Raw genomic sequence first — 23,284 nt, forward strand, 5'->3', positions numbered from 1 at the left:
TCAGGCGGCCAGCAGGTCCTGCGCGTCGTCGCCGGCGGCGACGAGCTCGGCGTAGCGGCCGCCGCGGGCCACGAGTTCAGCGTGCGTGCCGGACTCGACCACCCGGCCGGCGTCGAGGACGACGATCCGGTCGGCGTGCCGCACGGTGGACAGCCGGTGCGCGATGGTGATCGTCGTCCGGCCGCGGCGGGCCTCGTCCAGCGCCGCCTGCACCGCCCGCTCGGTGGCGGTGTCCAGCGCGCTGGTGGCCTCGTCGAGCACCAGCACCCGCGGGTCGCGCAGCAGCGTGCGGGCGATGGCCAGCCGCTGCTTCTCCCCGCCGGAGAACCGGTGCCCGCGGGCGCCGACGACGGTGTCGTAGCCGTCGGGCAGCGCGGCGATGACGTCGTGCACCTGGGCGCGGCGGGCGGCGGCCTCGATCTCGGCGTCGGTGGCGCCGGGGCGGGCGTGCCGCAGGTTCTCCCGGACGGTGGCGTGCAGCAGGTAGGTCTCCTGCGAGACGACGCCGACCACCTGCGCGAGCGTGGCCAGCCGCAGGTCGCGCAGGTCGACGCCGTCGATCGTCACGCGGCCGGCGGTCGGGTCGGCCAGCCGGGCGACCAGCGAGGCCATCGTCGACTTGCCCGAGCCGGTCTCCCCCACCAGCGCCAGCGTGGTGCCCGCGGGGACGGCGACGTCGACGCCGCGCAGCGCCGGGCGGGCGCCGTCGGGGTAGGTGAAGTCCACGCCCTCCCAGCGGACCCCGCCGTGCACCGCCGCCGGGTCCAGCTCGACCGGGGACGCCGGGTCGTCGATCTCCACCGGCAGGTCCAGGTACTCGAAGACGCGGCTGAACAGCGCCATCGAGCTGGTGACCGAGACGCCGACGTCGAGCAGGCCCATGAGCGGGCGGAACAGCGTGCCCTGCAGCGCGGTGAAGGCGACCAGCGTGCCGATGGTCATGCCGCCCGAGGTCGCCGGCAGCCCGGCGAACAGGTAGATCAGCGCGGGGATGCCGGCGAACACGACGCTCATCGAGGCCATCCGCCACCGCCCGGCCAGCTGCGAGCGGACCTCCAGGCCGACCAGGTCCTCCGACGTCGCGGCGAACCGGCGGGAGGCGGCCGGGCCCGCGCCGAGGGTCTTGCCCAGCAGCACGCCGCTGACCGACAGCCCCTCCTCGACCTGGCCGTGCAGGTCGGCGAGGTGCCGCTGCCGCTGCGCGGTGACCGCGCGGCGCATCCGCGCCACCTTGCGGGTCAGCGCGATGGCCGGCGGCAGCACCACCAGGGACAGCAGCGACAGCCGCCAGGACAGCGCCACCATCGCGACCACGGTGCCGACGACGGTCGTCGCGTTGGAGGCCAGCGAGGTCGCCGTCGAGGTGACCACCGACTGCATGCCGCCGATGTCGTGGGTGAGCCGCGACTGGACCTCGCCCCCGCGGGTACGGGTGAAGAAGCCGAGCGACTGGCGCTGCAGGTGCGTGAACACCGCCGTCCGCAGGCCGTGCATGACCCGCTGGCCGACCGTCGTCGACAGCCAGGTCTGCACCACGCCGAGCACGGCGGTCACCCCGGTGACGGCGACCATGCCGGTGACCGCCCACACCAGCAGCCGCACGTCCTGCCGCGGCAGGGCCTCGTCGATGACCAGCCGGACGAGGAACGGCGTCGCCAGCGCGACGACCGAGGAGGCGACGATGAGCGCCACCACGGTCCCGACCTGCCAGCGGTACGGGCGGAACAGCGCCGCGACCCGGCGCAGCGAGACCGGCGCGCGCTCCAGCTGCGCCCGGTCCACGGGGTCGACGGCCCGCCCGGATCCGCCCCTCCCGCGTCCACTCCCCATCTCCTCGATGGTGACCACCTCCCGTGGTTGCTGAGGCTACCTCACGTTCCGGTAACCGCACCATCGTCGGTAGCATTCCCCCCGTGGACGACGAGGGCACCGAGCTGGGCGAGCTGGTGATGCGCGCCGCCCGCACCCAGCGCCGGCGCTGGCGGGACGTCCTGGCGCCGTGGGCGCTGTCCCCCCACCAGGCCCGGGCCCTGCGCGTGGTGGTCCTGCAGGAGGGCGTGCGGCTGTCCGACCTGGCCGAGGCGCTGCACATCGCCCCCCGCTCGGCGACCGAGGTGGCCGACGCCCTGCAGGAGCGGGGCCTGCTGGAGCGCACTCCGGACCCGACCGACCGCCGCGCCGTGCTGCTGCGGGCGACCGCCGAGGGGCGCCGCGTGCAGGCGGAGGTGGACGCCGCCCGCCGAGCCGACACCCGCGAGCTGTTCGCCCGGCTGTCCGCCGCCGAGCGCGCCGAGCTGGCCCGCCTGCTGCGCGCCGTCGCCGACTGAGGGGTCCACCGCTCGACGGGCCCCGCGGGGCGTCCGGCGGTGCCACGATCAGGCGCATGGGCGAGCCGGTGCGGGCCGAGGAACTGCGGGTCTCCGACGTCGAGCGGCGGATCGTGCAGGACCGGCTGCACCGGGCGGTCGGCGCCGGCCAGCTCGACCTGCACGAGTTCGACGAGCGGGTCACGGCGGCCTGGGCCGCCCGCACCCGCGGCGAGCTGGAGCGGATCACCCGCGACCTGCCCGAGCCGCCGCCCCCGCCGCGCCCGGCGCCGCGGCACCGGGTCTTCTCCGACACCGGCGGCGGGACGGCGATGCGGGTGCTCACCACCGTGTGGGCCGCCGCGGTCGCGGTGAACGTCGTCGTCTGGCTGCTGGTCTCCCTGGGCAGCGGCGACCCGGCCTACCCGTGGTTCATCTGGTTAGCCCCGTCCGGGGCGGTCCTCGCCGTCCTCTACGCCACCGGGATCGGCCGGCCGCGGCGTTAGCGCTCGGAGCGGCGGCGCTGGCGCGTCTTGGCGCCGTACATCGCACGGTCGGCCCGGGCGATGACCTCGTCCGGCGCGGCCCCGGGCCGACCCACCGCCCAGCCGGCGCTGACGCCGACCACCACCGGGCCGGCCGCGGTGGGCACCGGCGCGCCGACCCGCTCGCGCACCCCGGCGGCGAGGCCGGCGAGCGCGGTCTCGTCGCAGCCGGGACACAGGACCACGAACTCGTCCCCGCCGAACCGGGCGACGACCCCGTCGGGCCCGGCCTCCGCGGACAGCCGGGCGGCGACCTCGACCAGCACCGCGTCGCCGACGGCGTGCCCGTGCACGTCGTTGACCACCTTGAACCCGTCGAGATCGCAGAACAGGACGCCGCAGTCGCAACCGGCCGCCGGGTCCAGGCGGTGCGTCAGCTCCTCGAAGAGCGCGCCCCGGTTGAGGATCCCGGTGAGCCGGTCGGTGCGCGCCCGCTCCGACAGCACCGCCTCCCGCCGCCGCTGGTCGGTCACGTCGATGCCCACGCACGCGACCGCGTAGGGGCGGCCGTCCGCGCCGGTGAGCACGTTGTTCTGCATCGAGATCAGGCGGCGGGTGCCGTCGGCGGTCAGCCAGTCGCCCTCCTGCGGGAACGCCCGTCCGGTGGCGACGGCCCGGGCGACGGCGTCCACGGCGAGGGCGCGGTGCTCCGGGACCACCCAGACGCCGACGAAGGAGCGTCCCACCAGCTCGTCGAGCGTGCGCCCGGTGAACCGCTGCAGCGCCGGGTTGGCCAGCAGGATGCGGCCCTCCCCGTCCACGACGCAGACGAGGGCGTCGGTGCCCTCGACGAACTCGTGCGCCAGCCGGCCGTCCACCCGGGCGCTACCGGACCCCGGAGGGCCGGTCCCCGCAGCTGCCGCGCACCCCGGGTCCCCTCCCTCCCCGCGCCGGCGGGACGAGGCGCCCGCGCAGGCGATCACAGCACGCCCGGACGACACCCGTCGATCGGTACGGTCCCGGACCGTCCGGTCCCGCCGGCTCACCGGACCACCCACAGGCCCTCGGCGCCGCCTCCGCACGAGCCGACGGCGTCGTCGGGCCGGCCGGTCCCGCAGGAGGACAGCAGGAGCCCGGCGGACGGGGCCCCGGCGCGCAGGAGGGGGCGGGTCACGCCCCGGACCGTCGCCACCGGGGCTCGCACCGGGCTCGGGGCCGACTCGGGGCGCGTCCCTTCCCGCCGAGATCCCTCAGCGCTAAGGTATCTGCCCATGGCAGCGGCGCGCCGGGTCCGGATCGGGATCGACACCGGGGGCACGTTCACCGACGTCGTCGCCGTCGACGAGGAGACCGGGCGGACGACGACGACCAAGACGCCGTCCACCCCGGCCGACCCCGCCGAGGGCTTCCTCGCCGGTGTCCGCAAGGTGCTCGGCCTCCTGGACCTGGACGGCTCCGCGGTCACCGCGGTCAGCCACGGGACGACGGTCGCCACCAACCAGCTGCTCGAGGGCAAGCTGGACCGGATCGGGTTCGTCACCACCGAGGGCTACGAGTCGGTGCTGGAGATCGCCCGCCAGTCGGTGCCCGACGGCTACGGCAACAGCTACTTCTGGGTCAAGCCGCCGCGGATCGTGCCGGCCGACCTGGTGCGCACCGTCCGCGGGCGGCTGGACCACACCGGCGCCGAGGTCCGCCCGTTCGACCGCGACGACGCCGTCGCCGCGGCCCGCTTCTTCCGCGACGCCGGCATCACCACGATCGGCGTCTGCTTCCTGCACTCCTACGCGGACGACGCGCACGAGCGGGCGGTGCTCGAGGTGCTGCGCGAGGAGCACCCGGACGCCGTCGTCAGCATCAGCTCGCAGGTGCTGCGCGAGTACCGCGAGTACGAGCGCTCGGTGACCACGCTGGTCGACGCCGCGGTGAAGCCGAAGGTCGGCGCCTACGTCACCAACATCCGCACCCGGCTGGACGAGATCGCGCCGGGCGTGCCGTTCTACGTGATGAAGAGCAACGGCGGCGTCCTGTCGGCGCAGGAGGTCGTGCACCAGCCGATCACCACCATGCTGTCGGGCCCGGCCGCCGGTGCCCTGGGCGCCGCGCTCATCGCCGGGGCCGCGGGCTTCGACCGGGTGCTCACCTGCGACGGCGGCGGCACCTCGACCGACGTCACCGTGGTCATCGACGGCGAGCCGGCGCTCACCACCGAGGGCTCGGTCGGCGACTACCCGTCGAAGATCCCGATGATCGACGTCGTCACGGTCGGCGCGGGCGGCGGCTCGATCGCCTGGCTCTCCCCCGAGGGCACGCTCAAGGTCGGGCCGAAGTCGGCCGGCGCGGACCCCGGGCCGATCTGCTACCCCGACGGCGGCGACCAGCCCACCGTCACCGACGCGCACGTCGTCCTGGGCCGGATCCCCCCGCACCTGCTCGGCGGCGAGATCCCGCTGTCGGTCGACGCCGCCCGCGAGGGGCTGCAGCAGCTCGGCGCGAAGCTCGACATGGACCTCGAGCGCACCGCCACCGGCATCCTCGAGATCTCCGCGTGGAACCAGGCCAACGCGCTGCGCCAGGTCACCGTGGCGCGGGGCCTCGACGTCCGGGACTTCACGCTCACCACGTTCGGCGGCTCGGGCTCGCTGCTGGCCTGCCGGCTGATGGACATCCTCTCCCTGCCCCGCACGCTGGTGCCGCCGAACCCGGGCAACGTCAGCGCCTTCGGGCTGCTCACCGTCGACGTCCGCAACGACTACGTGCAGACCGTGGTCTCCCGGCACCTCGACCTGGACCTGGAGCGGGTCCGGTCGGTCTTCGCCGACCTGGAGGCGCAGGCGCGGACGGCGCTGGACGGCGAGGGCTTCGCCCGCGACGAGCAGCGCATGCAGCGGACCGCCGACCTGCGCTACGTGGGCCAGGCGTTCGAGGTGCGGGTGCCGGTGGCCGACGGCGAGCTCGACCGGGCGGCCGCCGAGGACGTCGCGCAGGCGTTCCACGCCGCGCACCGGCAGCTCTACGGCTACGACTTCGCGACCGACCCGCGGCAGGCCGTCGAGTGGGTGAACCTGCGGGTGAGCGGCATCGGCCCGATCCGCCGTCCGGACGTCGTCCGGCTGCCCGAGCGGGACGGCGGGACGGACCGGGCCGTCACGGGCTCCCGCCGGGTCTTCTTCGAGGACTGGGTGGACACCCCGACCTACGACCGCACCCGGCTGGGCGCCGGCGACGTGGTCAGCGGCCCGGCGGTCATCGAGGAGTTCGGCTCCACCGTCCCGGTGCACCCCGGCTTCGCGGCCACCGTGGACGCCCACGGCAACCTGCTGCTCACGAAGGAGTCGGACCGATGAGCCTGCAGAACGGCAAGGTCGAGGCGGACCCGGTCCTCGTCGAGATCGTCGCCGGCACGCTGGCCGCGATCGAGAAGGAGGTCGAGACCTCCATCGGGCGCACCTCGCGCTCGCCGATGATCCGCGACGCGCACGACTTCCGCGCCGGCATCCACGACCGGCGGCTGCGCAAGCTCACCGGCCGCTCGTACTCGGCGCTCGTGCACCCCGTGGTGCGCGACTACCCGATCGAGACGATGAACGTCGGCGACGTCTTCTTCCACAACGACGTCTACCTGTCCGAGGGCGGGATCGGCCACCTCCCCGACCTGTGCGTGACCGTGCCGGTGTTCGCGGCGTCGCCGGAGACCGGGGAGCCCGAGGTGGTCGCCTTCATCCAGGCGTTCGGCCACCACGACGACATCGGCGGCGCGGTGCCCGGCTCGATGCCGTCGGCGGCGACCAGCGTGTACGAGGAGGGGCTGATGGTCCCCCCCATCAAGCTGTGGGACCGCGGCGTGCCCAACGAGAGCGCGCTGAAGATCATGACCCGCAACTCGCGGATGCCCGACTCGCTGGCCGCCGACCTCGACGCCGAGTGCTCCGCGTGCCTGGCCGGCGCCCGGCGGCTCGGCGAGCTGTTCGACCGCTACGGCGTGGCCGCCGTCGAGGCCTGCTTCGAGGCGATCCTGGCCAACTCCACCGAGGTGTACCGGCGGGAGATCCTGTCGCAGATCCCCGACGGCACCTACGTCTGGGAGGACTACGCCGAGCACGACGGCGTCGAGGAGCCCAAGCTCCACCGCCAGCGGATCACGCTGACCATGGACTCCACCTGTGAGACGCCGCTGGTCATCGACTTCACCGGCACCGGCCCGCAGGCCAAGGGCCCGATCAACCACTGCGGCGACTACGCCGACGGCAACTTCCTCAAGAAGTGGCTGGCGCCGATCCTGCGCAACCTCGCCGAGACGCCCGAGCGGATGGCCGAGCTCGACGTCAACGAGGGCGTCGTCCCGCTCATCGAGATGCGCTTCCCCGAGAAGGGCACCCTGCTCACGCCGGTCTTCCCGGCGCCCACCAACGCGCGGACGTTCGTCATCCTGCGGCTGCTCGGCGTGCTGGCCGGCGTGCTGGCCAAGGCCACCGGCGGCCGGATGCCCGCCGACCAGGAGACGATCCGCTACACCGGCGTCTACGGCACCGACCTCGACGGCAACCCCTACCTCATGCGCGAGGTGCTCGGCGGCGGCTCGGGCGGCCGCTGGTACGCCGACGGCGAGGACACCATCCACGTCGTCCCGGACTCGCGGAACCTGCCCACCGAGTTCACCGAGTCCCGCTTCCCGCTGCGGGTCGAGCGGCTGGGCCTAGCGCTGGACTCCGGCGGCCCGGGCCGGTACCGCGGCGGCTGCGGCTACGAGAAGCACGTCCGGGTGCTGCGCGACGCGCACTTCATGTCGATCGCCGACCGCTCGATCCTGTCCTGCTGGGGCGTCAACGGCGGTCGCGCGGGCCGGCCGTTCCAGGTCACCGTCGACCCCGGCGGCCCCGACGAGCACGACGTCGACGCGCTGGCCGACGCCGAGCCGCTGCCGGCCGGCACGGTGGTGCGCATCCGCACCACCGGCGGCGGCGGGTGGGGTGACCCGCTGGACCGTCCGGTCGAGGAGGTCCTCCGCGACGTCGCCTGGCGCAAGGTGAGCGTGGCCGGCGCCCGCGAGGACTACGGCGTGGTCGTGCGCGAGGACGGGTCGGCCGACGACGCCGCGACCGAGGCGCTGCGCGACGAGATGCGCGCCGCTCGCACCGGTGACGAGCCGTTCTTCGACCGCGGTCCCGGCTACGCCCTGCTCTCCGGCGGCGCGACCTCCAACGAGTTCGACGTCCTTTGACGACGCGGAGCATCGCGGAGCTGGAGGGCTGTGCTCGTCGGCATCTGGCGGAGTACACGGATCTCACTGGCTCCTACGCCTTCGCCACCTACGACCACTGGTGGGGACGGTCACCGGACCGGATCACGCCGGCCGAGGTGTACATGGCCAACTGCCTGAGCCTGCGCCTCAGCGCCCGCGAAGTCTCGCCACTGTTCGCTGCCAAGGACTCGCCGGCGATGCGCCTGCGGGATGCCATGCAGCTGGTGCTCGACCGGGTGCCTTCCGACGGGAGTGTTCGCTTCGAGGATCTGGCGTCGATCGACGACGAGCCACTGAGACTGTTCCGTGACGCCTGCAAGGCCACCGAACGACGCATGGGACAGCGCAAGGTCAGAGGCTGGAATGCGGTTCAGGTCTCCAAGGTCCTCCATCGCCTCCGACCACACGTGGTCCCGATCGTCGACTCAGTGGTGAGGCGTTTCTACGGAGGGGCGCGGGCGAAGCTGCCGAGCTTCTATCGCGCGCTGCACGAGGATCTGAGGGCCAACAGGGAGTGGCTGGAGACTCGAGCCGTCGATCACTCGACGCCTGACGGTCGCGAGCCGTCCCTCCTGCGGACTGCGGACATCATCATCTGGACCCACCACGACCGTCGCTGTCCCGGGGGCGGGTGAGCACCTCCATCTCGACGCTCGTGCTCTGCCCACGTCTGTGGGCAGAGCACGAGCAGCCGCGGACTAGGTGACGGGGTCGGTGCTGCCGGCCCCCGGCTTGGCGCTGTCGCCGGTCTGGCCCTCGTCGCCCTGCGTGGAGGTGTCCTCCTCGACGCCCTCCGGCCGGATCGGCGTCTCCTCCAGCACGTTCTCCTCGGCCTGCTCGCGGTCGGTGCCCGGCACCTCGGTCATGGTCGTCCTCCCTCGTCGTCGCGTGCCGGTCCCCTACCCCGCCGCCGCCCGGGCAGGCGCCGGTTCGCCGCCGGTGAACGGGGCACGCAGGGCCGCGGCGGTGGCCTCGTCGGCGGGCAGGAACGCCTCGACCGACAGCTCGGCCGCGGTGAGGTCGACGGCGGTGCCGAACGTGGTCACCGTGCTGAGGAAGGACAGCACCGTGTCGCCGGCGCGCAGCCGCAGCGGCACGGCGATGCCGTCCGGCGTCGAGCGGTCGGTGCCGCCGGGGAGCGCGGCCAGCTCGCGGTGCAGCGCGGCGAGCTGCGGGTCGCCGGTCAGGTGCGCCTCGCGGCCCAGCCGGTGCAGGACGTGCGCCCGCCACTGCGGCAGGTTGGCGATCCGCGGTGCCAGCCCCTCCGGGTGCAGGCTCAGCCGCAGCACGTTGACCGGCGGCTCGAGCAGGTGCGCGGCGGCGCCGTCGAGCAGCGGCGCCACGCTCGCGTTCGCCGTCACCAGCTCCCACGACCGGTCGACCACCAGCGCCGGGAAGGGCTCGTAGGCGGCGAGCACCAGGTCCAGCGCCCGGCTGACGGCGGCCATGTCCGGGGAGTCCAGGCCCCGGCGGCCGTAGGCGGGGGCGAAGCCGGCGGCCAGCAGCAGGTCGTTGCGCTCGCGCAGCGGCACCTCCAACCGCTCGGCCAGCCGCAGCACCATCTCCCGGCTCGGCCGCGACCGGCCGGTCTCCAGGAAGCTCAGGTGCCGGGCGGAGACCCCGGCGTCGTTGGCCAGGTCCAGCTGGGACAGCCGGCGGCGCTGCCGCCAGCCGCGCAGCAGTTGCCCGACGTCCGGGCGCACCGCGGTGGTCACGGCGCGGACGCTAGCGACGACGGCGCCGCGCGTCGCCTACCCGCGAGGTAATCGACGCCCTTCCCCGGCGGCAGGAACGTCTGCGCCATGACAAACGCCGCCACCGCCCCGACCCGCCGCCCCCTCGACCTGCTCCGCGTGGCGCTGCGCCTGGACGCCGTCGTCACCGGCGCCAACGGCCTGGCCTACCTGGCCGCCGCGCCGCTGCTGTCCGACCTGCTGGGCGTCCCCGCCGGGGCGCTGCGCGGGCTGGGCGCCTTCCTCGCCGTCTTCGCCGCCGGGGTCGCGCTCGTCGCCGCCCGTCCCCGGGTCTCGCGGGGCGCCACGGAGGTCGTCGTCGGCGCCAACGCGCTGTGGGCCGCCGGCAGCGTCGCCGCCGTCGTCGCCGGCCGCTTCGACCTCACCGCCGCCGGGACGGTCTGGGTGCTGCTCCAGGCCGCCGTCGTCGCCGGGTTCGCCGCCCTGCAGCTCACCGCCCTCCGCACCCGCTGACCCCCCGAACAGGAGACCGCCATGACCGCCACGCCCGACCTCGCCGACCGCTACCTCGCCGCCTGGAACGAGACCGACCCCGCCGCCCGGCGGGCGCTGGTCGAGGCGCTGTTCACCGAGGACGTCACCTACACCGACCCGCTGGCCGACGTCGCCGGCCGCGACGGGCTGGACGCGACCATCGCCGCCGTCCAGGCGCAGTTCCCGGGCTTCGTCTTCCGGCTCGCCGGCCCGGCCGACGCCCACCACGGCCAGGTGCGTTTCACGTGGCACCTCGGCCCGGACGGCGCCGAGCCGCCGGTCACCGGGTTCGATGTCGCCGTCACCGACGGGGACGGCCGCATCCGCACCGTGCTCGGCTTCCTCGACCGGGTGCCCGCCTGAACGGACCCCGGGCTCAGCGCCGCCGCTGCCACCAGCGGCGGCGCTGCGGCGTGGGCGGCCCCGGGGGGGGGGGGGGGGGGGGGGGGGGGGGGGGGGGGGGGGGGGGGCGGCGCCCCCCCCCCCCCGGCCCCCCCCCCCCCCCCCCCCCCCCCCCCCCCCCTGCGGCGTGGGCGGCCCCGCGGCGGCCGGCGGCTCGGGCGCGGGCGGCGGGCGGTCGCGGCGCCAGCCCTCGACCAGCGCGTCGACGTCGGCCAGGCCCGGCACCGGCGACCAGCGACTCTCCGCCGGCCGCCGCCAGAAGGCCTCGACCCGGGCGTTGTAGTCCTCGGCGACGGCGCGGACGGCGTCCTCCGACGGCAGCGCGGCGACCCGCGCGGGCAGCTCGTCGCGCTCCCGGCGCAGCGCCAGGCCCGGCGGCAGCATGTCCGCGGGCGCCACGCCCTCGCGGCGGGCCTTGGCCACCGCCCAGTCGTAGGCGGTCTCGTTGGGGTCGAACGCCGGCAGCGGCCTGCCGGCGCCGCGCAGCCCGGTGAAGTCGCCGCGGTCCTGGGCCTGGCCGATCTGCCGCTCCACCCAGGTCTCGAACGACACCCCGGGCGGCTTCCGCTGGGTCACCCTCCCACCTCCGCCTCCATGCTCCGCCTCTGCCAGGCTGCCGTGCATGCGGACGACGGGCAGCCGGGAGGTCTACCGCAACCCGTGGATCCGGGTGCGCGAGGACACCGTCGAGCGGGTGGACGGCTCCACCGGCGTCTACTCCGTCGTCGAGAAGCCGGACTTCGCCATCGTCGTCGCGGCCGAGCGGGACGGCTTCTGGCTGGTCGAGCAGTTCCGCCACCCGCTGGGCCGCCGGGCCTGGGAGTTCCCCCAGGGCACCTGGGCAGCGGGCACGGGCGGGACGCCCGAGGAGCTCGCCCGCGCCGAGCTGGCCGAGGAGACCGGCCTGCGGGCCGGCCGGCTCGAGCACCTCGGCCACGCGGACCTCGCGCCGGGGCTGTCCACCCAGGAGTTCGACGTCTGGCTGGCCACCGACCTCACGCCCGGCCCGACCGCCCGCGAGGTGACCGAGGCCGACATGGTGGCGGCGTTCGTGCCCGAGGCCGAGCTGCGGGCGATGGTCCGCGACGGCCGCTTCACCGACGGCCCCTCACTCGCCGCCTGGGCCCTGCTCCTCCTCAGGGGCCACCAGCGCGCCGGAGGCCGGCCCGTCAGGCGGCGCGGAGGGAGCGCAGGGCCGGGGTGACGCGGGTGAGCTCGTCGAGCATCGCCTTGCCGCCGGCCTCGAGCTCGGCGTTGGGCGCGAACTCGTCCTCGTCGTCGAGGAACTGCGCGAAGAACGGCACCGAGATCGCCTCGGGGACGGTGTGCAGCCGCAGCGCGCCGAGCACCGGCTTGATCGCCGACGACGCCCGCAGGCCGGCCGAGACGCCGCCGTAGGTGACCAGCGCGGCCGCCTTGTCGGCCCACTCGACCGACAGGTAGTCCAGCGCGTTCTTCAGCGACGCCGGGAAGGAGTGGTTGTACTCCGGGGTCACGAAGACGAACGCGTCGGCGCGGGACACCGTCGCACTCCAGTCCTTCGTGTGCTGGTGGGTGTACCGCTGCAGCCGCGGGTGGTCGGGCTCGTCGAACACCGGCAGGCCCACCTCGGCGAGGTCGACCAGCTCGACGTCGAAGCCGCCGTGCTCCTGCGCCAGGCGCTGCACCCAGCGGGCGACGGCGATGCCCCGGCGGCCGGGGCGGGTGCTGGCGGCGATGACCTGCAGGACGGGACGGGACACCGGGACCTCCGGGACGACGACGGGACCGACTCGTTGAGGACTCAACCGTTGTCCGGGCCAACCGCTTCCCCCACCGCGCGTGACCCCCGCCGCACACCGTGACCCGATCGTGCCTGGACGACGGCACCCGCGTCGTGCCTCCGGCCGGAGCCGTCGCGGAGGGTGGCGACCCACCCTGAACGGGTGAGTCCGCAGCTCAGGGGCCTGCGCCAGGGGCGTACACCCCCGACGCTGTCCCGGTGCCGCTCTCCGCTCCCGGCCTGCCGGACCTGCCGCCGGACCTCGCCGGGCCGGTCGCGGTGGAGCTGGCCCGGCCGGTGCGGGACCTCCCCGTCGCGTCCGCGCTGCCCGGCGGCTGCCGCTACGAGCCCAAGTGGGACGGCTACCGGCTGGTGGTGGTCCGCGGCCGCGCCGGCACCCGGCTGTGGTCCAAGCAGGGCCGCGACCTCACCGACCGCTTCCCCGACCTCGCCGCGGCCGCGCTCGCCCAGGTCCCGGCCGGGACGGTCCTCGACGGCGAGGTCGTCGTCTGGAACGGCGAGCGGCTGGACTTCGGGCTGCTGCAGCGCCGGATGGTGACGGCCCCCTCCCGGATGGCCGCCCTGGCCGCCGCGCACCCCGCCTCCTACGTGGCCTTCGACCTGCTCGCCGCGGGCGGCGCCGACCAGCGCCGCCGGCCGTTCCGCAGCCGCCGCGCCGCTCTCGAGGAGCTCGCGCGGCGGTGGGCGCCGCCCATGCAGCTCTCGCCGGTCACCGCCGACCCGGAGGAGGCGCGCGGCTGGGCCGCGGACCTGCGCCCGCTCGGCATCGAGGGCCTGGTCGCCAAGGGCGCGGCCACCCGGTACGCGGGCGGGCGCCGCGAGTGGCTCAAGGTCAAGTCCTGGGAGACGACGGAGGTGCTCGCCGGCGGCGTCATCGGGCCGCTGGACCGGCCGGGCCAGCTGGTCGCCGGCCGCTGGCGGGACGGCGAGCTGGTCGTCGTCGGCCGCACCGGGCCCCTCTCCCCCGCGCAGTCGGCGGAGCTCGCCGCCGTCCTCACCCCCGCCGGCGAGGACCACCCCTGGCCCGAGCGGATCGGCACCGGCCGGTTCGGCGGCGGGCGGCTGTCGGTGGCGCTCACCCGCGTGCAGCCGACGGCCGTCGTCGAGGTCAGCGCGGACGCCGCGCTCACCGCCGGGGTGTTCCGGCACCCGCTGCGCTTCGTCCGGGTCCGCCCCGACCTGCGCCCCGCGGACGTGCCGCCCGCGGACTAGGGCCGCTGCGGCACCCGGCCCAGCGTGACGAGGAACCGGCGCAGCAGGCAGACCAGCTGCGCGAGCTCCTCCTCGGACAGCCCGGCCAGCAAGCCGCGCTCGGTCTCCAGGTGGTCGGGCAGCGCCGCGTCCAGCGCCGCCCGCCCCGCGTCGGTGAGCGTGACGACGACGGCCCGCCCGTCGGCCTCGCTGCGGGTGCGGGTGATCAGCCCCTTCTCCTCCAGCCGGTCCAGCCGCTGGGTGATCGCCCCGGAGGTGACCAGCGCGGTGCGCATCAGCGCCGTCGGCGTGAGCTGGTAGGGCTCCCCGGCGCGCCGGAGCGCGGCGAGCACGTCGAAGGACGGCGCGTCGAGGCCGTGCCGGGCGAAGGTCGCGCGCTGGGCGAGGTGGACCTCCCGCTGCAGCTGGGTGATCCGGCCGATGACCCCCATCGGCGAGCAGTCGAGGTCGGGACGCTCCCGGGCCCACTGCTCGAGGATGAGGTCGACCGCGTCCTCCACGCAGGTACCTCAGCAGTGAGAGAACGGCAGCGTCAAGCCGCGCCGCGCCGCGACACGGGCTCGGCCAGGCCGGCGGCCAGGCGGACGGTGAGCCCGGTGGGGCCGGGCACCAGGTCCACCGAGTCCCACAGCTTGCGGGCCAGCCACAGGCCCATGCCGCCGGCGGCGAGGTCGTCGCCGTGCGCCGGCACGAAGCCCGCGAGCGGGTCGGCGAAGCCGGTGCCGGAGTCGGAGATCGTGACCACCAGCGTGTCGCGGTCGGCCCACACGCGGGCGGAGATCGGCCGCCGGCCGTGCCGGAAGGCGTTGGCCGCCACCTCGCTCACGCCCAGGTGGAGGTCGGCGCGCTGGTCCTCGTCGGGGACGACCTCGGCGAACACCCGCCGCAGCTCGCCGCGCAGGCCGGCCAGCGCGGGCGCGCCGTCGACGGCGTACACGGGATCCCCGGCCTCGACCGGCTCCCGGACGGCGGCGAGGTCCTGCAGGCAGGCGACCGGGTCGCGGTACTCGGAGTTGCTCACCCGCATGCCGCCCATCCACAGCTCCGGGTGGGTGTGCCGCGCGTTCCGGAGGACCTCGGCCGGAGCCCGGTCCCGGTCGTAGACGCACATGCAGGACAGCGGCGTCCCCTGCACGAGCGCGTTCGACGCCGCCTCGTACCGGAGGATCTCCCGCCAGCGCCGCCGGACCGACCCGTACAGCGGCTCGGCGAGGATGCGCAGCCGGCCCGACCCGCGGGTGGCGGCGTGCTCGACGCGCTGCCGGATGACGGCGAAGGCGTCGGGCACGCGGGCGCCGACGAGGGAGATCCGCGGGTCGTCCTCGAGCTCGTCGGACCGCATGCCGAGCGCCCGGCGGACCGCCGCGACGGTCTCCGGCGGGCAGGCGAGGACCGACAGGTCCCCGGCAGCCAGGCCCTCGTCCAGGTAGGCGGCGGCCACGGCCACCGCCTCGTCGTGCCCGCGGACCAGCGCGGCGGTGTGGGCGAAGGCCGACCGGGACGGGCTGGTGGACGAGCCCTGCGCCGCCGCGCCGCTCGTCGGTTCCGACCGCGTGACGGCCGCTCCCGTCCCAGGTTCCACTGGCCCCTCGACCGCCTCCGGGCCGGAACTGCTCCGGCCCACCGCTCCCGATTGTGGGGCACGGTGCGGGGAGCCCGCTCGCGGGGTGTCCGGTACGGCCCCGTCCGGGTGGGCCGACGGCACTACGGCGCGGGCGCCGTGACGACCGGGACCCCGGCCAGGACGAGCACGCGGGCCGGCGCGGAGCCCTCCGCGGTGCGCACCTCGGGGACCGCGCGGCGCTGCTCGGTCAGCCGGATCAGCTCGAGCACCAGCCCGACGCCGGCGCTGGCCAGGTAGGGCACCTGCCGCAGGTCCAGCACCACCCGCGACCCGGCCGCGACGCCGTCGAGCGCCCGCAGCGCCTCGGCACGCAGGACCGGGGTGGCGGCCAGGTCGACGTCGCCGGCGAACTCGAGCCGCACGCCGCCGGAGCCCCCGGTGCCAGGGCCCCGGCGCACGGTCAGGCGGGCCGGCCCGGCGTCGGTGCGGGCGACGGCGCGCCGGGGCACCGGCTCCCCCGGCCCGGGGCCGGCCGGGACGAAGCGGAAGCGCACCGTGGTGCCCGCGCCCTCGGTGCCGCTGTCGTCGACCGAGCGGCCCACCTCGACGTCGTCGGCCAGCGCCGAGATCAGCTCCAGTCCCCGGCCGCGGTACCCGCGGTCGGCCGGCGCCGGGCGCCACACGCCCTCGTCCCGCACGCAGACGTCGACGCTGCCGTCGGCGGTGCGCTCGAGCCGGTACTCGCAGCGGCCCTCGCCGGCGGTGGTGGCGTAGGCGTGCTCGACGGCGTTGGCCAGCGCCTCGCCGAGGGCCAGCTGGAGGTCGTCGAGGGAGTCCCCGGCCACCCCGGCCGCCCGCGCCCAGGCGGTCACGGTGCGCCGCACGCCGCGCAGCCGGGAGGGGTCGGCCGGCAGCACCTCGTGCAGCGGCGGCGGGACCAGCCGGGCGGCGATGACCGCGACGTCGTCGGGGAGGGCGTCGTCGTCGAGCACCTCGGCCAGCAGCGCGCGGGTCAGCCGGTACGGCTCGACGTCGGAGAGCCGGGCCGCGGCGTCGGCGACCCGTCGCAGGCCGGTGTCCAGCGGCTCCCGGCGGCGCTCGACCAGGCCGTCGGTGTAGAGCAGCAGCGTCGTCCCGGGGGTGATCGGGGTGCTGCCCTCGGTGTAGGGCCGCCGGCCCGGCGCGCCGAGGACCGCACCCGTGCCCGCCTCGAGGAAGGTCGCCGCGCCGTCGGCCACCAGCAGCGGCGGCGGGTGGCCGGCGCGGGCCCACCGCACGGTGCCGGCGGCCCAGTCGAGCACCAGGCAGACCGCCGTCGAGGCCAGGGCTCCGGGCAGCCGCGCGGCGAACCGGTCCAGCAGCTCCAGCGCCTCGGCCGGGGAGCTGCCCTGCAGCAGCGCCGTCGACAGCGCGCTGCGCAGCTGCCCCATGACGGCGGCGGCGGCCGGGCCCTGCCCGACGACGTCGCCGACGGCGATGGCCACCCGGCCCCGGCCCAGCTCGACGACGTCGTACCAGTCGCCGCCGGCCGAGGTGCCCGCGGCGCCGGGGAGGTACTCCGCGGCCAGCGCCAGCCGCTCCAGCCGGGGCACCGCGGCGGGCAGCAGGCTGAGCTGGATCGTGGAGGAGATGTCCTGCTGGGCGCGGTAGAGCCGGGCCCGTTCCAGCGCCGAGGCGCACTGCTCGGCGACGGCCAGGAGCATGCCGCGCTCCACGGCCCGGAACCGCTGGGCCGCCGGCGCACCCACGCCGACGACGCCGACGACGCGGCCGGCGACCAGCAGCGGCAGCGCGACCACTGCGCCCGGACCGCCGGGCACGGGTGGGGTGTCGGGTGAGGCAGCGGTGTCCTCGATCCAGACCGCACGCCGCTCCGCGGCCGCCCGCGTGACCGCCAGCGACGCGCTGAGCGGGATCTCCGACGACTGCTGCGCGTCCTGGGCGCCGGCGTTGCTCCACAGCAGGTGCAGCGCCCGCCGGGCGTCGTCGATCTCGTAGACGCCCACGGAGCTGCCCCGGCCGGTCAGGGCCTCGACGTGCCGGGCCGCCGCCTCGGCGACCTCCACCGGCGTGGTGGCGGCCGACAGCTCGGCGGTGACGCGCTGCAGCAGCCCGAGCCGGCGGGCGGTGGCCCGCTCGTCGGCCAGCAGCAGCGCGTTGTCCAGGGCCAGCGCGGACCGGGTGGCGATCTCCTCGGCCAGCGCGCGGTCGTCGTCGTGGAACGGCGGGGCGTCGTCGCGGCGGCCCATCGCCAGCACCGCGCGCACCCGGCCGCGGACGGTGAGCGGCACGACCAGCGCCGAGCGGAGGTCCAGCCGGACGCCCCCGTCCCCCGCCCCGGACAGGAGCGGTCGCAGCACCGGTCGCCCGGTCTCGAGCACCTCGCGGCCCAGCCCGCCGTGCGGCTCCAGCCCGGCGAGCGCCGCGCGGACGTCGCCGTCGGCGCCGGCGCGCCCGGCGTAGCGCAGCCGCCCGTCGTCACCGACCACGCGGACGGTGCAGACGTCGGCCAGCCGCCGGTCGACCAGCAGCCGCGCGAGGCCCGCCAGCTGCCGCTCGGTCTGGGTCTCGCGGTCCAGCGCCGTGCCGACCTCGGCGAGCAGGGTCTGCCGCTCGGTCTCCCGGTACCGGGCGTTGATGTCGGTGCAGCTGCCCACCCAGCCGCCGGCGGTGCCCCCGATCGGCACGGCGCGCTCGAGCAGCCAGTGGTAGGCGCCGTCGGCGCCGCGGAGCCGGAACTCGACCTCCCAGCCCTCCCCGGCGGCGACCGCGGCGGCCACGGTGCCGGCGTAGCGCTGCGCGTCCTGCGGGTGCAGCCCCGACCGCCAGCCCTCGCCGAGCTCCTCCTCGACCGCGCGGCCGGTGAAGGCGGTCCACCCGGCGTTGAGGAACTGCCGCCGGCCGTCGTCGCCCGCGACCCAGATCAGCGCCGGCGCGAGGTCGGCCATGGTGGTGAACCGCTCCTCCGCCTCCCGGCGGGCGCGGCCGAGCTGCAGGTGGGCGTCGACGCGGGCGAGCAGCTCCTGCGCGGAGAACGGCTTGACCAGGTAGTCGTCGGCCCCGGCGGCCAGGCCCTCGACGGCGGCCTCCTGGCCGGCGCGGGCGGAGAGCAGGACCACGGGCACGCGGGAGGTGCGGGCGTCGGCGCGCAGCGCGGCCAGCAGCTGCATGCCGTCCAGCCGCGGCATCATCACGTCGCTGACGACGAGGTCCGGGGGGTCGGCCAGGGCCGCCTCCAGCGCCGCCTGCCCGTCGCCGACCGCGCGGACCTCGTGCAGCGGCGCGAGCAGCCGCACGACGTAGTCGCGCATGTCGGCGTTGTCGTCGGCGACCAGGACCCGGCCGGCGCGGCCGCCCTGCGCGCCCGGGGCCGCCGCGGGGGCGTCGTCGGACTCCCCCGGCAGCCAGCGCAGCGCCTCGGCGACGAACGGGGTGGCGCCGGGCGAGATCGCCGGCGCCTCGGCCGTCGCGGGGGCGAGGCGGTCGGCGGGCAGGTGCGCGGTGCCCAGCGGCACGCGGACGGTGAAGGCGGTGCCGACGTCGGGGGTGCTGTCCACCTCGATCGACCCGCCGTGCAGGCCGACCAGCTCGCGCACCATCGCCAGCCCGATGCCGCTGCCCTCCCCCGACCGGCTGCGGGCGCCGGAGACGCGGGAGAACCGCTCGAACAGCCGGGGCAACTCCGCGGCGGGGATGCCGGTGCCGGTGTCGGCGACGGTGAGGACGGCGGCGCCGTCCTCCTCGCGCAGCCGCACGGTGATGCCACCCGCGAAGGTGAACTTCAGGGCGTTGGAGAGCAGGTTGAGGACGACCTTCTCCCACATGTCCCGGTCGACGTGCACGGGCTGCGGCAGCGGCGGGGTGTCGACGGTGAGCCGCAGGCCGGCCCGGTCGACGGCGGAGCGGAAGACGCTGGCCAGCTCCGCGGTGGTCACGGCGAGGTCGACCGGCTCGAAGCGGGCGTCGATGCGGCCGGCCTGGATGCGGGAGAAGTCGAGCAGGGTGTTGACCAGCTTCTGCAGCCGCAGCGCGTTGCGCTCGACCACCTCGAGCTCCTCGGCGACCCGGGCGTCGGCCGTGACCACCGGGGAGGACCGCAGCTCGGCGACCGGCCCCATGATCAGCGTCAGCGGCGTGCGGAACTCGTGGCTGACGTTGCTGAAGAAGTCGGTCTTGGCGCGGTCCAGCTCGGCGAGGGCCTCCGCGCGGCGCCGCTCGGCCGCGTGGCTGCCCGCGTTGGCCAGGCCCGAGGCGATCTGGCCGGCGACCAGCTCGAGGAAGCCGGTGTAAGCCTCGTCGAGGACGCGGTGCGGGTTGAGGCCGACGACCAGGAAGCCGGCGATGCCGGCGGCGTCGGGCAGCGGGGAGGAGATCGGCACGGCCAGCGCCCGCTCCGGCGGGCGGTCCCAGGCGCCGGTCGGCAGGCCGGGGAGGCGGTCGAGGCCGTCGACGACGACCTGCTCGCCCGCGCGCAGCCGGGACAGCGGCCACACCGCGTCGTCGGCGAGCGTCCCCGGCGCCGCGGCCGAGCCCGGCGTCAGCCCGGTGGCGGTGCCCAGCCGGGCGGTGCCGTCCTCGTCGACCAGGTAGGTGGCGGAGAAGGGCAGGTCGGCGTCGTTGCGGGCGAGCTGCTCGCCGACGGCGGCCAGCACGTCGGCCTCGGTGCGCGTCGCGGCCACCGCCGTCGCGAGGTCGCGCAGGCTGGCCATCCGCCGCTCGGCCAGCACCCGGTCGGTGTTCTCGGTGACGACGCAGAGCATCCCGGCCGTGCGGCCGTCGTCGTCGGCGACCGGGCTGTAGGAGAAGGTGTGGTAGGTCTCCTCCGGGTAGCCGCTGCGCTCGAGGAACAGCAGCAGGTCCTCGTCCCAGGTGGCGATCCCGGTCGCGAGGACCGACTCGATCCGCGGGCCGATGTCGTCCCAGATCTCCGCCCACATCTCGCGGGCCGGCCGGCCCAGCGCCCAGGGGTGCTTCCCCTGCAGGGTGTCGCGCTGGTAGGCGTCGTTGTAGAAGGCGGTCAGCTCGGGGCCGTAGGCGGCCCACATGGAGAACCGGGACGTGAGGACGATCCGGACGAGGTTGCGCAGCGCCGACGGCCACCGCTCGGGCGGGCCGAAGGGCGTGCCCGACCAGTCGCGGGCGGCCATCTCCCGGCCCACCTCGCCACCGCCGGAGAACAGCGAGGTGAGCGCGTCCTCGGTCACCGCGCCACCACGCAGGGCAGCCTAGGCGCTGCCCCCGGGCCCCGCCGCGTCCCGCCCGGCCAGGGCGTCGAGGGCGGCGCGGTCCAGCCCCGTCGCGACGGCGACCTCGGCCGGGTCGACGGCGCCGCAGTCCAGCCCGCGCAGCACCACGCCGGCCAGCGCGCGGGCGGTGGCCGGCTCGTCGAGCACCCCGCCGTCGACCCGCTCGACGTAGGCCGCCAGCCGCGCGCCCGCGGCCGGCAGGGCGCCGCGGAAGAAGGCGTAGGTGGCCGCGTACCGGGTGACCAGCTGCGCGGGGTACAGGTCCCAGCCCTGGTAGAGGCCGCGTTCCAGCGCCCGGCGGACCAGCCCGGCGTGCACCCGCCAGCCGGCGTGCACCTGCTCGCGGGAGCCCACGGGGAGCACGTTGGTGGACCCGTCGACCGCCCGCGCGCCGGTCCCGGCGACGGCGACCTGCATGAGCTGCTTGGCGAGGTCGAGCGCCGGGTGGTCGGAGGACTGGTGCGCCGCCGCGATGCCCAGCGCCGCGCTGTAGTCGTAGGTGCCGTGGTGCAGGCCGGTCAGCCGCGGGCCGGCGGCGTGCACCATCCGCGCGAGCGTCACCGCGCCGTCGGCGCCGAGCACCGCCTGCGGCGTCTCCACCTGCAGCTCGAGGTCGAGGGCGACGCCGTGCGCGGCCTCCAGCGCGTCGAGCACGGGCAGGAAGGCCCGCACCTGCTCGACGTCGGTCACCTTCGGGAGGGTGACGGTGGCCCGCGGAGCGCTGACGGCCCCGAGGAAGAGGTCGAGGGAGCGGACGCCGCGGCGGCGGGTGGCGCCCTCCAGCGACTTGGCCCGGATGCCCACCGACGGCGGCGCGACCCCGGCGTCGAGGTCGCCGGCCACCGCCTCGGCCGCGCGCAGGACGTCGCCGTCCTCGGCGTCGGACCGGCCGCGGTAGCCGTCCTCGGCGTCGACCCGCAGGTCCTCGACCGGCTCGGCGGCGAGCTTGGCGCGCACCCGGGGCAGCACCTGCTCGAGCAGCGCGGGGTCGTGACCGAGGTCGGGCAGGCCGTGCTCGTCGAGCGCGGCCAGCGCCGCGGCGCCCCAGGCGGCGGCCAGGCCCGGGACGACGGCGTCGGCGGGCACGTAGCAGGTGTGCACCGGCTGCCGGCCCGGCCGCTCCCCCGGGTACGCGGCCGCCCGGGCGGCGTCGACGGGTGCGAGCCGCCGGTCGAGTTCCCCGTAGATCCCCTCGTCGAGCATCAATCGATGAGCTCGTAGGCGGGGAGGGTGAGGAAGTCGGGGAACTCGTCGGCCAGCGCGACCTGCTCGAACAGCCGGCGGGCGTCGTCGAGGCGGGGCAGCTCGCCGATGCCCTCCACCTCCTCGGCGACGACGCGGCGCACCAGCTCCTCCGTCACCGTCTCGCCGGTGTCGAGCTCCACCCCGGCGTGCACCCACTGCCACACCTGGGAGCGGCTGATCTCGGCGGTGGCGGCGTCCTCCATGAGGCCGTGGATGCCGACCGCGCCGTTGCCGCCCAGCCACGCGGCCAGGTAGCGCAGCGGGATCTCCACGTTGGCCCGCAGGCCGGCCATCGTGCGGGCACCGGGCACCCCGGCGACGTCGAGCAGCCGGGCCGCGGTCACCGACACCTCGGGGCGCTGCCGGTCGAGCTGGTTGGGGCGGTCGCCGAGGACGGCGTCGAAGGCCTCGCGGCAGACCGGCACCAGGTCGGGGTGGGCCACCCAGGAGCCGTCGAAGCCGTCACCGGCCTCGCGGGTCTTGTCCTCGCGGACCTTCGCCAGCGCCCGCTCGTTCGCCTCGGCGTCCTTGCGGCTGGGGATGGCCGCGGCCATGCCGCCGATCGCCATGGCGCCGCGGCGGTGGCAGACGGCGACGAGCTGGTCGGTGTAGGCCCGCATCATCGGCGCGGTCATGGTGACGGCGGCCCGGTCGGGCAGCACGAAGTCCGGGCCGGCCTCGCGGAAGACCTTGATGACGCTGAACAGGTAGTCCCAGCGCCCGGCGTTGAGGCCGGTGGCGTGGCTGCCCAGCGCGTGCAGCATCTCCTCCATCTCGAACGCGGCCGGGATGGTCTCGATGAGCATGGTGGCGCGGATCGAGCCCCCGGGCAGGCCCAGCACCTGCTCGGCGTGGTCGAAGACGAGCCTCCACAGCCCCGCCTCGAGCCGGCCCTCCATCTTCGGGAGGTAGAAGTACGGCCCGCTGCCGCGGGACAGCTGCTCGGCGGCGTTGTGGAACAGGTACAGCCCGGCGTCGACCAGCGCGCCGACGCTCGGCTGCCCGTCGACCAGCAGGTGCCGCTCGGGCAGGTGCCAGCCGCGCGGGCGTGGCACGATCGTGGGCAGGTCGCCGTCCTCGCGCAGCCGGTACTCCCGGCCCTCCGGCGTGGTGAACGCGAGCTCCCGGCGGACCGCGTCGCGGAGCACCAGCTGCCCGGTGACGACGTTGCGCCAGTGCGGGGTGTTGGCGTCCTCGAGGTCGGCCAGCCAGACGTCGGCGCCGCAGTTGAGCGCGTTGACCGCCATCTTCGGCTCGGTCGGGCCGGTGATCTCCACGCGGCGGTCGACCAGGCCGGGCGGCGGCGGGGGCACCTGCCAGTCGCCGTCGCGGATCTCGGCGGTCTCGGGGCGGAAGTCCAGCCAGCGGGCGGCGGCGATCTCGGCGCGGCGGGTGGCGCGGGCGGCGAGCAGGGCGTCGCGCTGCGGGCCGAAGCGGCGCTGCAGGTCGGCGACGAACTCCAGCGCGTCGGGGGTGAGCACCTCCTCCGACCGCTCGACGTCGGGGCCCTCCACGCGCACGTCACTCACCGCTGGTCCCCTCTGCCGGCCGGGATGGGCTGCCATCCTGTC

At 76.2% G+C, this 23,284-nt stretch carries 20 protein-coding genes and 1 pseudogene; 9 read left to right on the top strand and 12 right to left on the bottom strand.

The genetic code is table 11. The features are described 5' to 3' along the window. The gene (locus ACI79B_RS19100) at positions 1-1,782 is read right to left on the bottom strand and encodes an ABC transporter ATP-binding protein (protein WP_456929741.1); all 1,782 of its coding nucleotides are present in this window, start codon (positions 1,780-1,782) and stop codon (positions 1-3) included. Between the two features lie 131 nt (positions 1,783-1,913). Between ACI79B_RS19100 and ACI79B_RS19105 the strand changes: the two genes are divergently transcribed. Both ACI79B_RS19105 and ACI79B_RS19110 read left to right on the top strand, forming a co-directional pair. Further along, entirely contained in the window at positions 1,914-2,327 is a 414-nt protein-coding gene (locus tag ACI79B_RS19105; RefSeq protein ID WP_456929742.1) for a MarR family winged helix-turn-helix transcriptional regulator, read from the top strand. Between the two features lie 56 nt (positions 2,328-2,383). Further along, positions 2,384-2,812, top strand: a complete 429-nt coding sequence (locus ACI79B_RS19110) for a DUF1707 SHOCT-like domain-containing protein (RefSeq protein ID WP_456929743.1) — start codon at positions 2,384-2,386, stop codon at positions 2,810-2,812. Here ACI79B_RS19110 and ACI79B_RS19115 read toward each other — a convergent pair. Continuing rightward, a complete protein-coding gene (locus tag ACI79B_RS19115) occupies positions 2,809-3,669 on the bottom strand; it encodes a GGDEF domain-containing protein (RefSeq protein ID WP_456929744.1) in 861 nt (286 codons plus the stop codon). The two genes, ACI79B_RS19110 and ACI79B_RS19115, sit on opposite strands and share 4 nt — an antisense overlap. Positions 3,670-3,833: 164 nt before the next feature. Beyond that, complete coding sequence (locus tag ACI79B_RS19120; RefSeq protein WP_456929745.1) at positions 3,834-3,965, bottom strand: hypothetical protein; 132 nt, start codon at positions 3,963-3,965, stop codon at positions 3,834-3,836. Between the two features lie 97 nt (positions 3,966-4,062). Here ACI79B_RS19120 and ACI79B_RS19125 point away from each other — a divergent pair, with 97 nt between their 5' ends. The 3 genes from ACI79B_RS19125 to ACI79B_RS19135 are packed head-to-tail and all read left to right on the top strand — an operon-like array spanning position 4,063 to position 8,668. Continuing rightward, positions 4,063-6,138 carry a hydantoinase/oxoprolinase family protein gene (locus ACI79B_RS19125; protein WP_456929746.1) on the top strand — a complete coding sequence of 692 codons (2,076 nt, stop codon included), beginning with the start codon at positions 4,063-4,065 and terminating at the stop codon, positions 6,136-6,138. After that, positions 6,135-8,012: a hydantoinase B/oxoprolinase family protein gene (locus ACI79B_RS19130; protein WP_456929747.1), complete on the top strand. Its 1,878-nt coding sequence runs from the start codon at positions 6,135-6,137 to the stop codon at positions 8,010-8,012. Before ACI79B_RS19125 ends, ACI79B_RS19130 begins: the two co-directional genes overlap by 4 nt. Beyond that, complete coding sequence (locus ACI79B_RS19135; RefSeq protein WP_456929748.1) at positions 8,009-8,668, top strand: DUF6308 family protein; 660 nt, start codon at positions 8,009-8,011, stop codon at positions 8,666-8,668. Before ACI79B_RS19130 ends, ACI79B_RS19135 begins: the two co-directional genes overlap by 4 nt. A gap of 63 nt (positions 8,669-8,731) precedes the next feature. On the opposite strand, the gene ACI79B_RS19140 is transcribed toward ACI79B_RS19135, so the two are convergent. Together ACI79B_RS19140 and ACI79B_RS19145 are read right to left on the bottom strand one after the other, a co-directional pair. Beyond that, entirely contained in the window at positions 8,732-8,899 is a 168-nt protein-coding gene (locus ACI79B_RS19140; protein ID WP_456929749.1) for a hypothetical protein, read from the bottom strand. Positions 8,900-8,932: 33 nt separating this feature from the next. Next, positions 8,933-9,748, bottom strand: a complete 816-nt coding sequence (locus ACI79B_RS19145; protein ID WP_456929750.1) for a helix-turn-helix domain-containing protein — start codon at positions 9,746-9,748, stop codon at positions 8,933-8,935. 87 nt (positions 9,749-9,835) lie between these two features. Between ACI79B_RS19145 and ACI79B_RS19150 the strand changes: the two genes are divergently transcribed. Together ACI79B_RS19150 and ACI79B_RS19155 are read left to right on the top strand one after the other, a co-directional pair. Beyond that, on the top strand, positions 9,836-10,240 hold the full coding sequence (locus tag ACI79B_RS19150) for a hypothetical protein (RefSeq protein ID WP_456929751.1): 405 nt from the start codon (positions 9,836-9,838) through the stop codon (positions 10,238-10,240). Between the two features lie 21 nt (positions 10,241-10,261). Beyond that, complete coding sequence (locus tag ACI79B_RS19155) at positions 10,262-10,624, top strand: nuclear transport factor 2 family protein (protein WP_456929752.1); 363 nt, start codon at positions 10,262-10,264, stop codon at positions 10,622-10,624. Positions 10,625-11,002: 378 nt separating this feature from the next. On the opposite strand, the pseudogene ACI79B_RS19160 reads toward ACI79B_RS19155, so the two are convergent. After that, positions 11,003-11,287, bottom strand: a pseudogene (locus tag ACI79B_RS19160) (DnaJ family domain-containing protein); the annotation flags it as partial. Between ACI79B_RS19160 and ACI79B_RS19165 the strand changes: the two are divergent. Beyond that, entirely contained in the window at positions 11,286-11,867 is a 582-nt protein-coding gene (locus ACI79B_RS19165) for an NUDIX domain-containing protein (RefSeq protein WP_456930407.1), read from the top strand. The pseudogene ACI79B_RS19160 and the gene ACI79B_RS19165 sit on opposite strands and share 2 nt — an antisense overlap. Here ACI79B_RS19165 and ACI79B_RS19170 read toward each other — a convergent pair. Further along, positions 11,833-12,405, bottom strand: coding sequence for an NADPH-dependent FMN reductase (locus ACI79B_RS19170; protein WP_456930406.1), 573 nt, complete (start codon positions 12,403-12,405; stop codon positions 11,833-11,835). The two genes, ACI79B_RS19165 and ACI79B_RS19170, sit on opposite strands and share 35 nt — an antisense overlap. Positions 12,406-12,644: 239 nt before the next feature. Here ACI79B_RS19170 and ACI79B_RS19175 point away from each other — a divergent pair, with 239 nt between their 5' ends. After that, positions 12,645-13,658 carry an ATP-dependent DNA ligase gene (locus ACI79B_RS19175; protein WP_456930405.1) on the top strand — a complete coding sequence of 338 codons (1,014 nt, stop codon included), beginning with the start codon at positions 12,645-12,647 and terminating at the stop codon, positions 13,656-13,658. Here the strand turns inward: ACI79B_RS19175 and ACI79B_RS19180 are convergent. From ACI79B_RS19180 to aceB, 5 genes are all read right to left on the bottom strand, one after another. Continuing rightward, the gene (locus ACI79B_RS19180; RefSeq protein ID WP_456930404.1) at positions 13,655-14,158 is read right to left on the bottom strand and encodes a MarR family winged helix-turn-helix transcriptional regulator; all 504 of its coding nucleotides are present in this window, start codon (positions 14,156-14,158) and stop codon (positions 13,655-13,657) included. The genes ACI79B_RS19175 and ACI79B_RS19180 overlap by 4 nt on opposite strands. Positions 14,159-14,190: 32 nt before the next feature. Next, entirely contained in the window at positions 14,191-15,240 is a 1,050-nt protein-coding gene (locus ACI79B_RS19185; protein WP_456930403.1) for an anti-sigma factor RsbA family regulatory protein, read from the bottom strand. 122 nt (positions 15,241-15,362) lie between these two features. Then, entirely contained in the window at positions 15,363-20,426 is a 5,064-nt protein-coding gene (locus ACI79B_RS19190) for a SpoIIE family protein phosphatase (protein ID WP_456930402.1), read from the bottom strand. A 21-nt stretch (positions 20,427-20,447) separates the two neighbouring features. Continuing rightward, positions 20,448-21,671, bottom strand: coding sequence for a DUF6986 family protein (locus tag ACI79B_RS19195; RefSeq protein ID WP_456930401.1), 1,224 nt, complete (start codon positions 21,669-21,671; stop codon positions 20,448-20,450). After that, on the bottom strand, positions 21,671-23,242 hold the full coding sequence (gene aceB / locus ACI79B_RS19200) for a malate synthase A (protein ID WP_456930400.1): 1,572 nt from the start codon (positions 23,240-23,242) through the stop codon (positions 21,671-21,673). The genes ACI79B_RS19195 and aceB overlap by 1 nt, the downstream gene beginning before the upstream one ends. Between the last annotated feature and the right edge of the window lie 42 nt (positions 23,243-23,284).

It is taken from the genome of Geodermatophilus sp. SYSU D00879 (assembly GCF_054050375.1).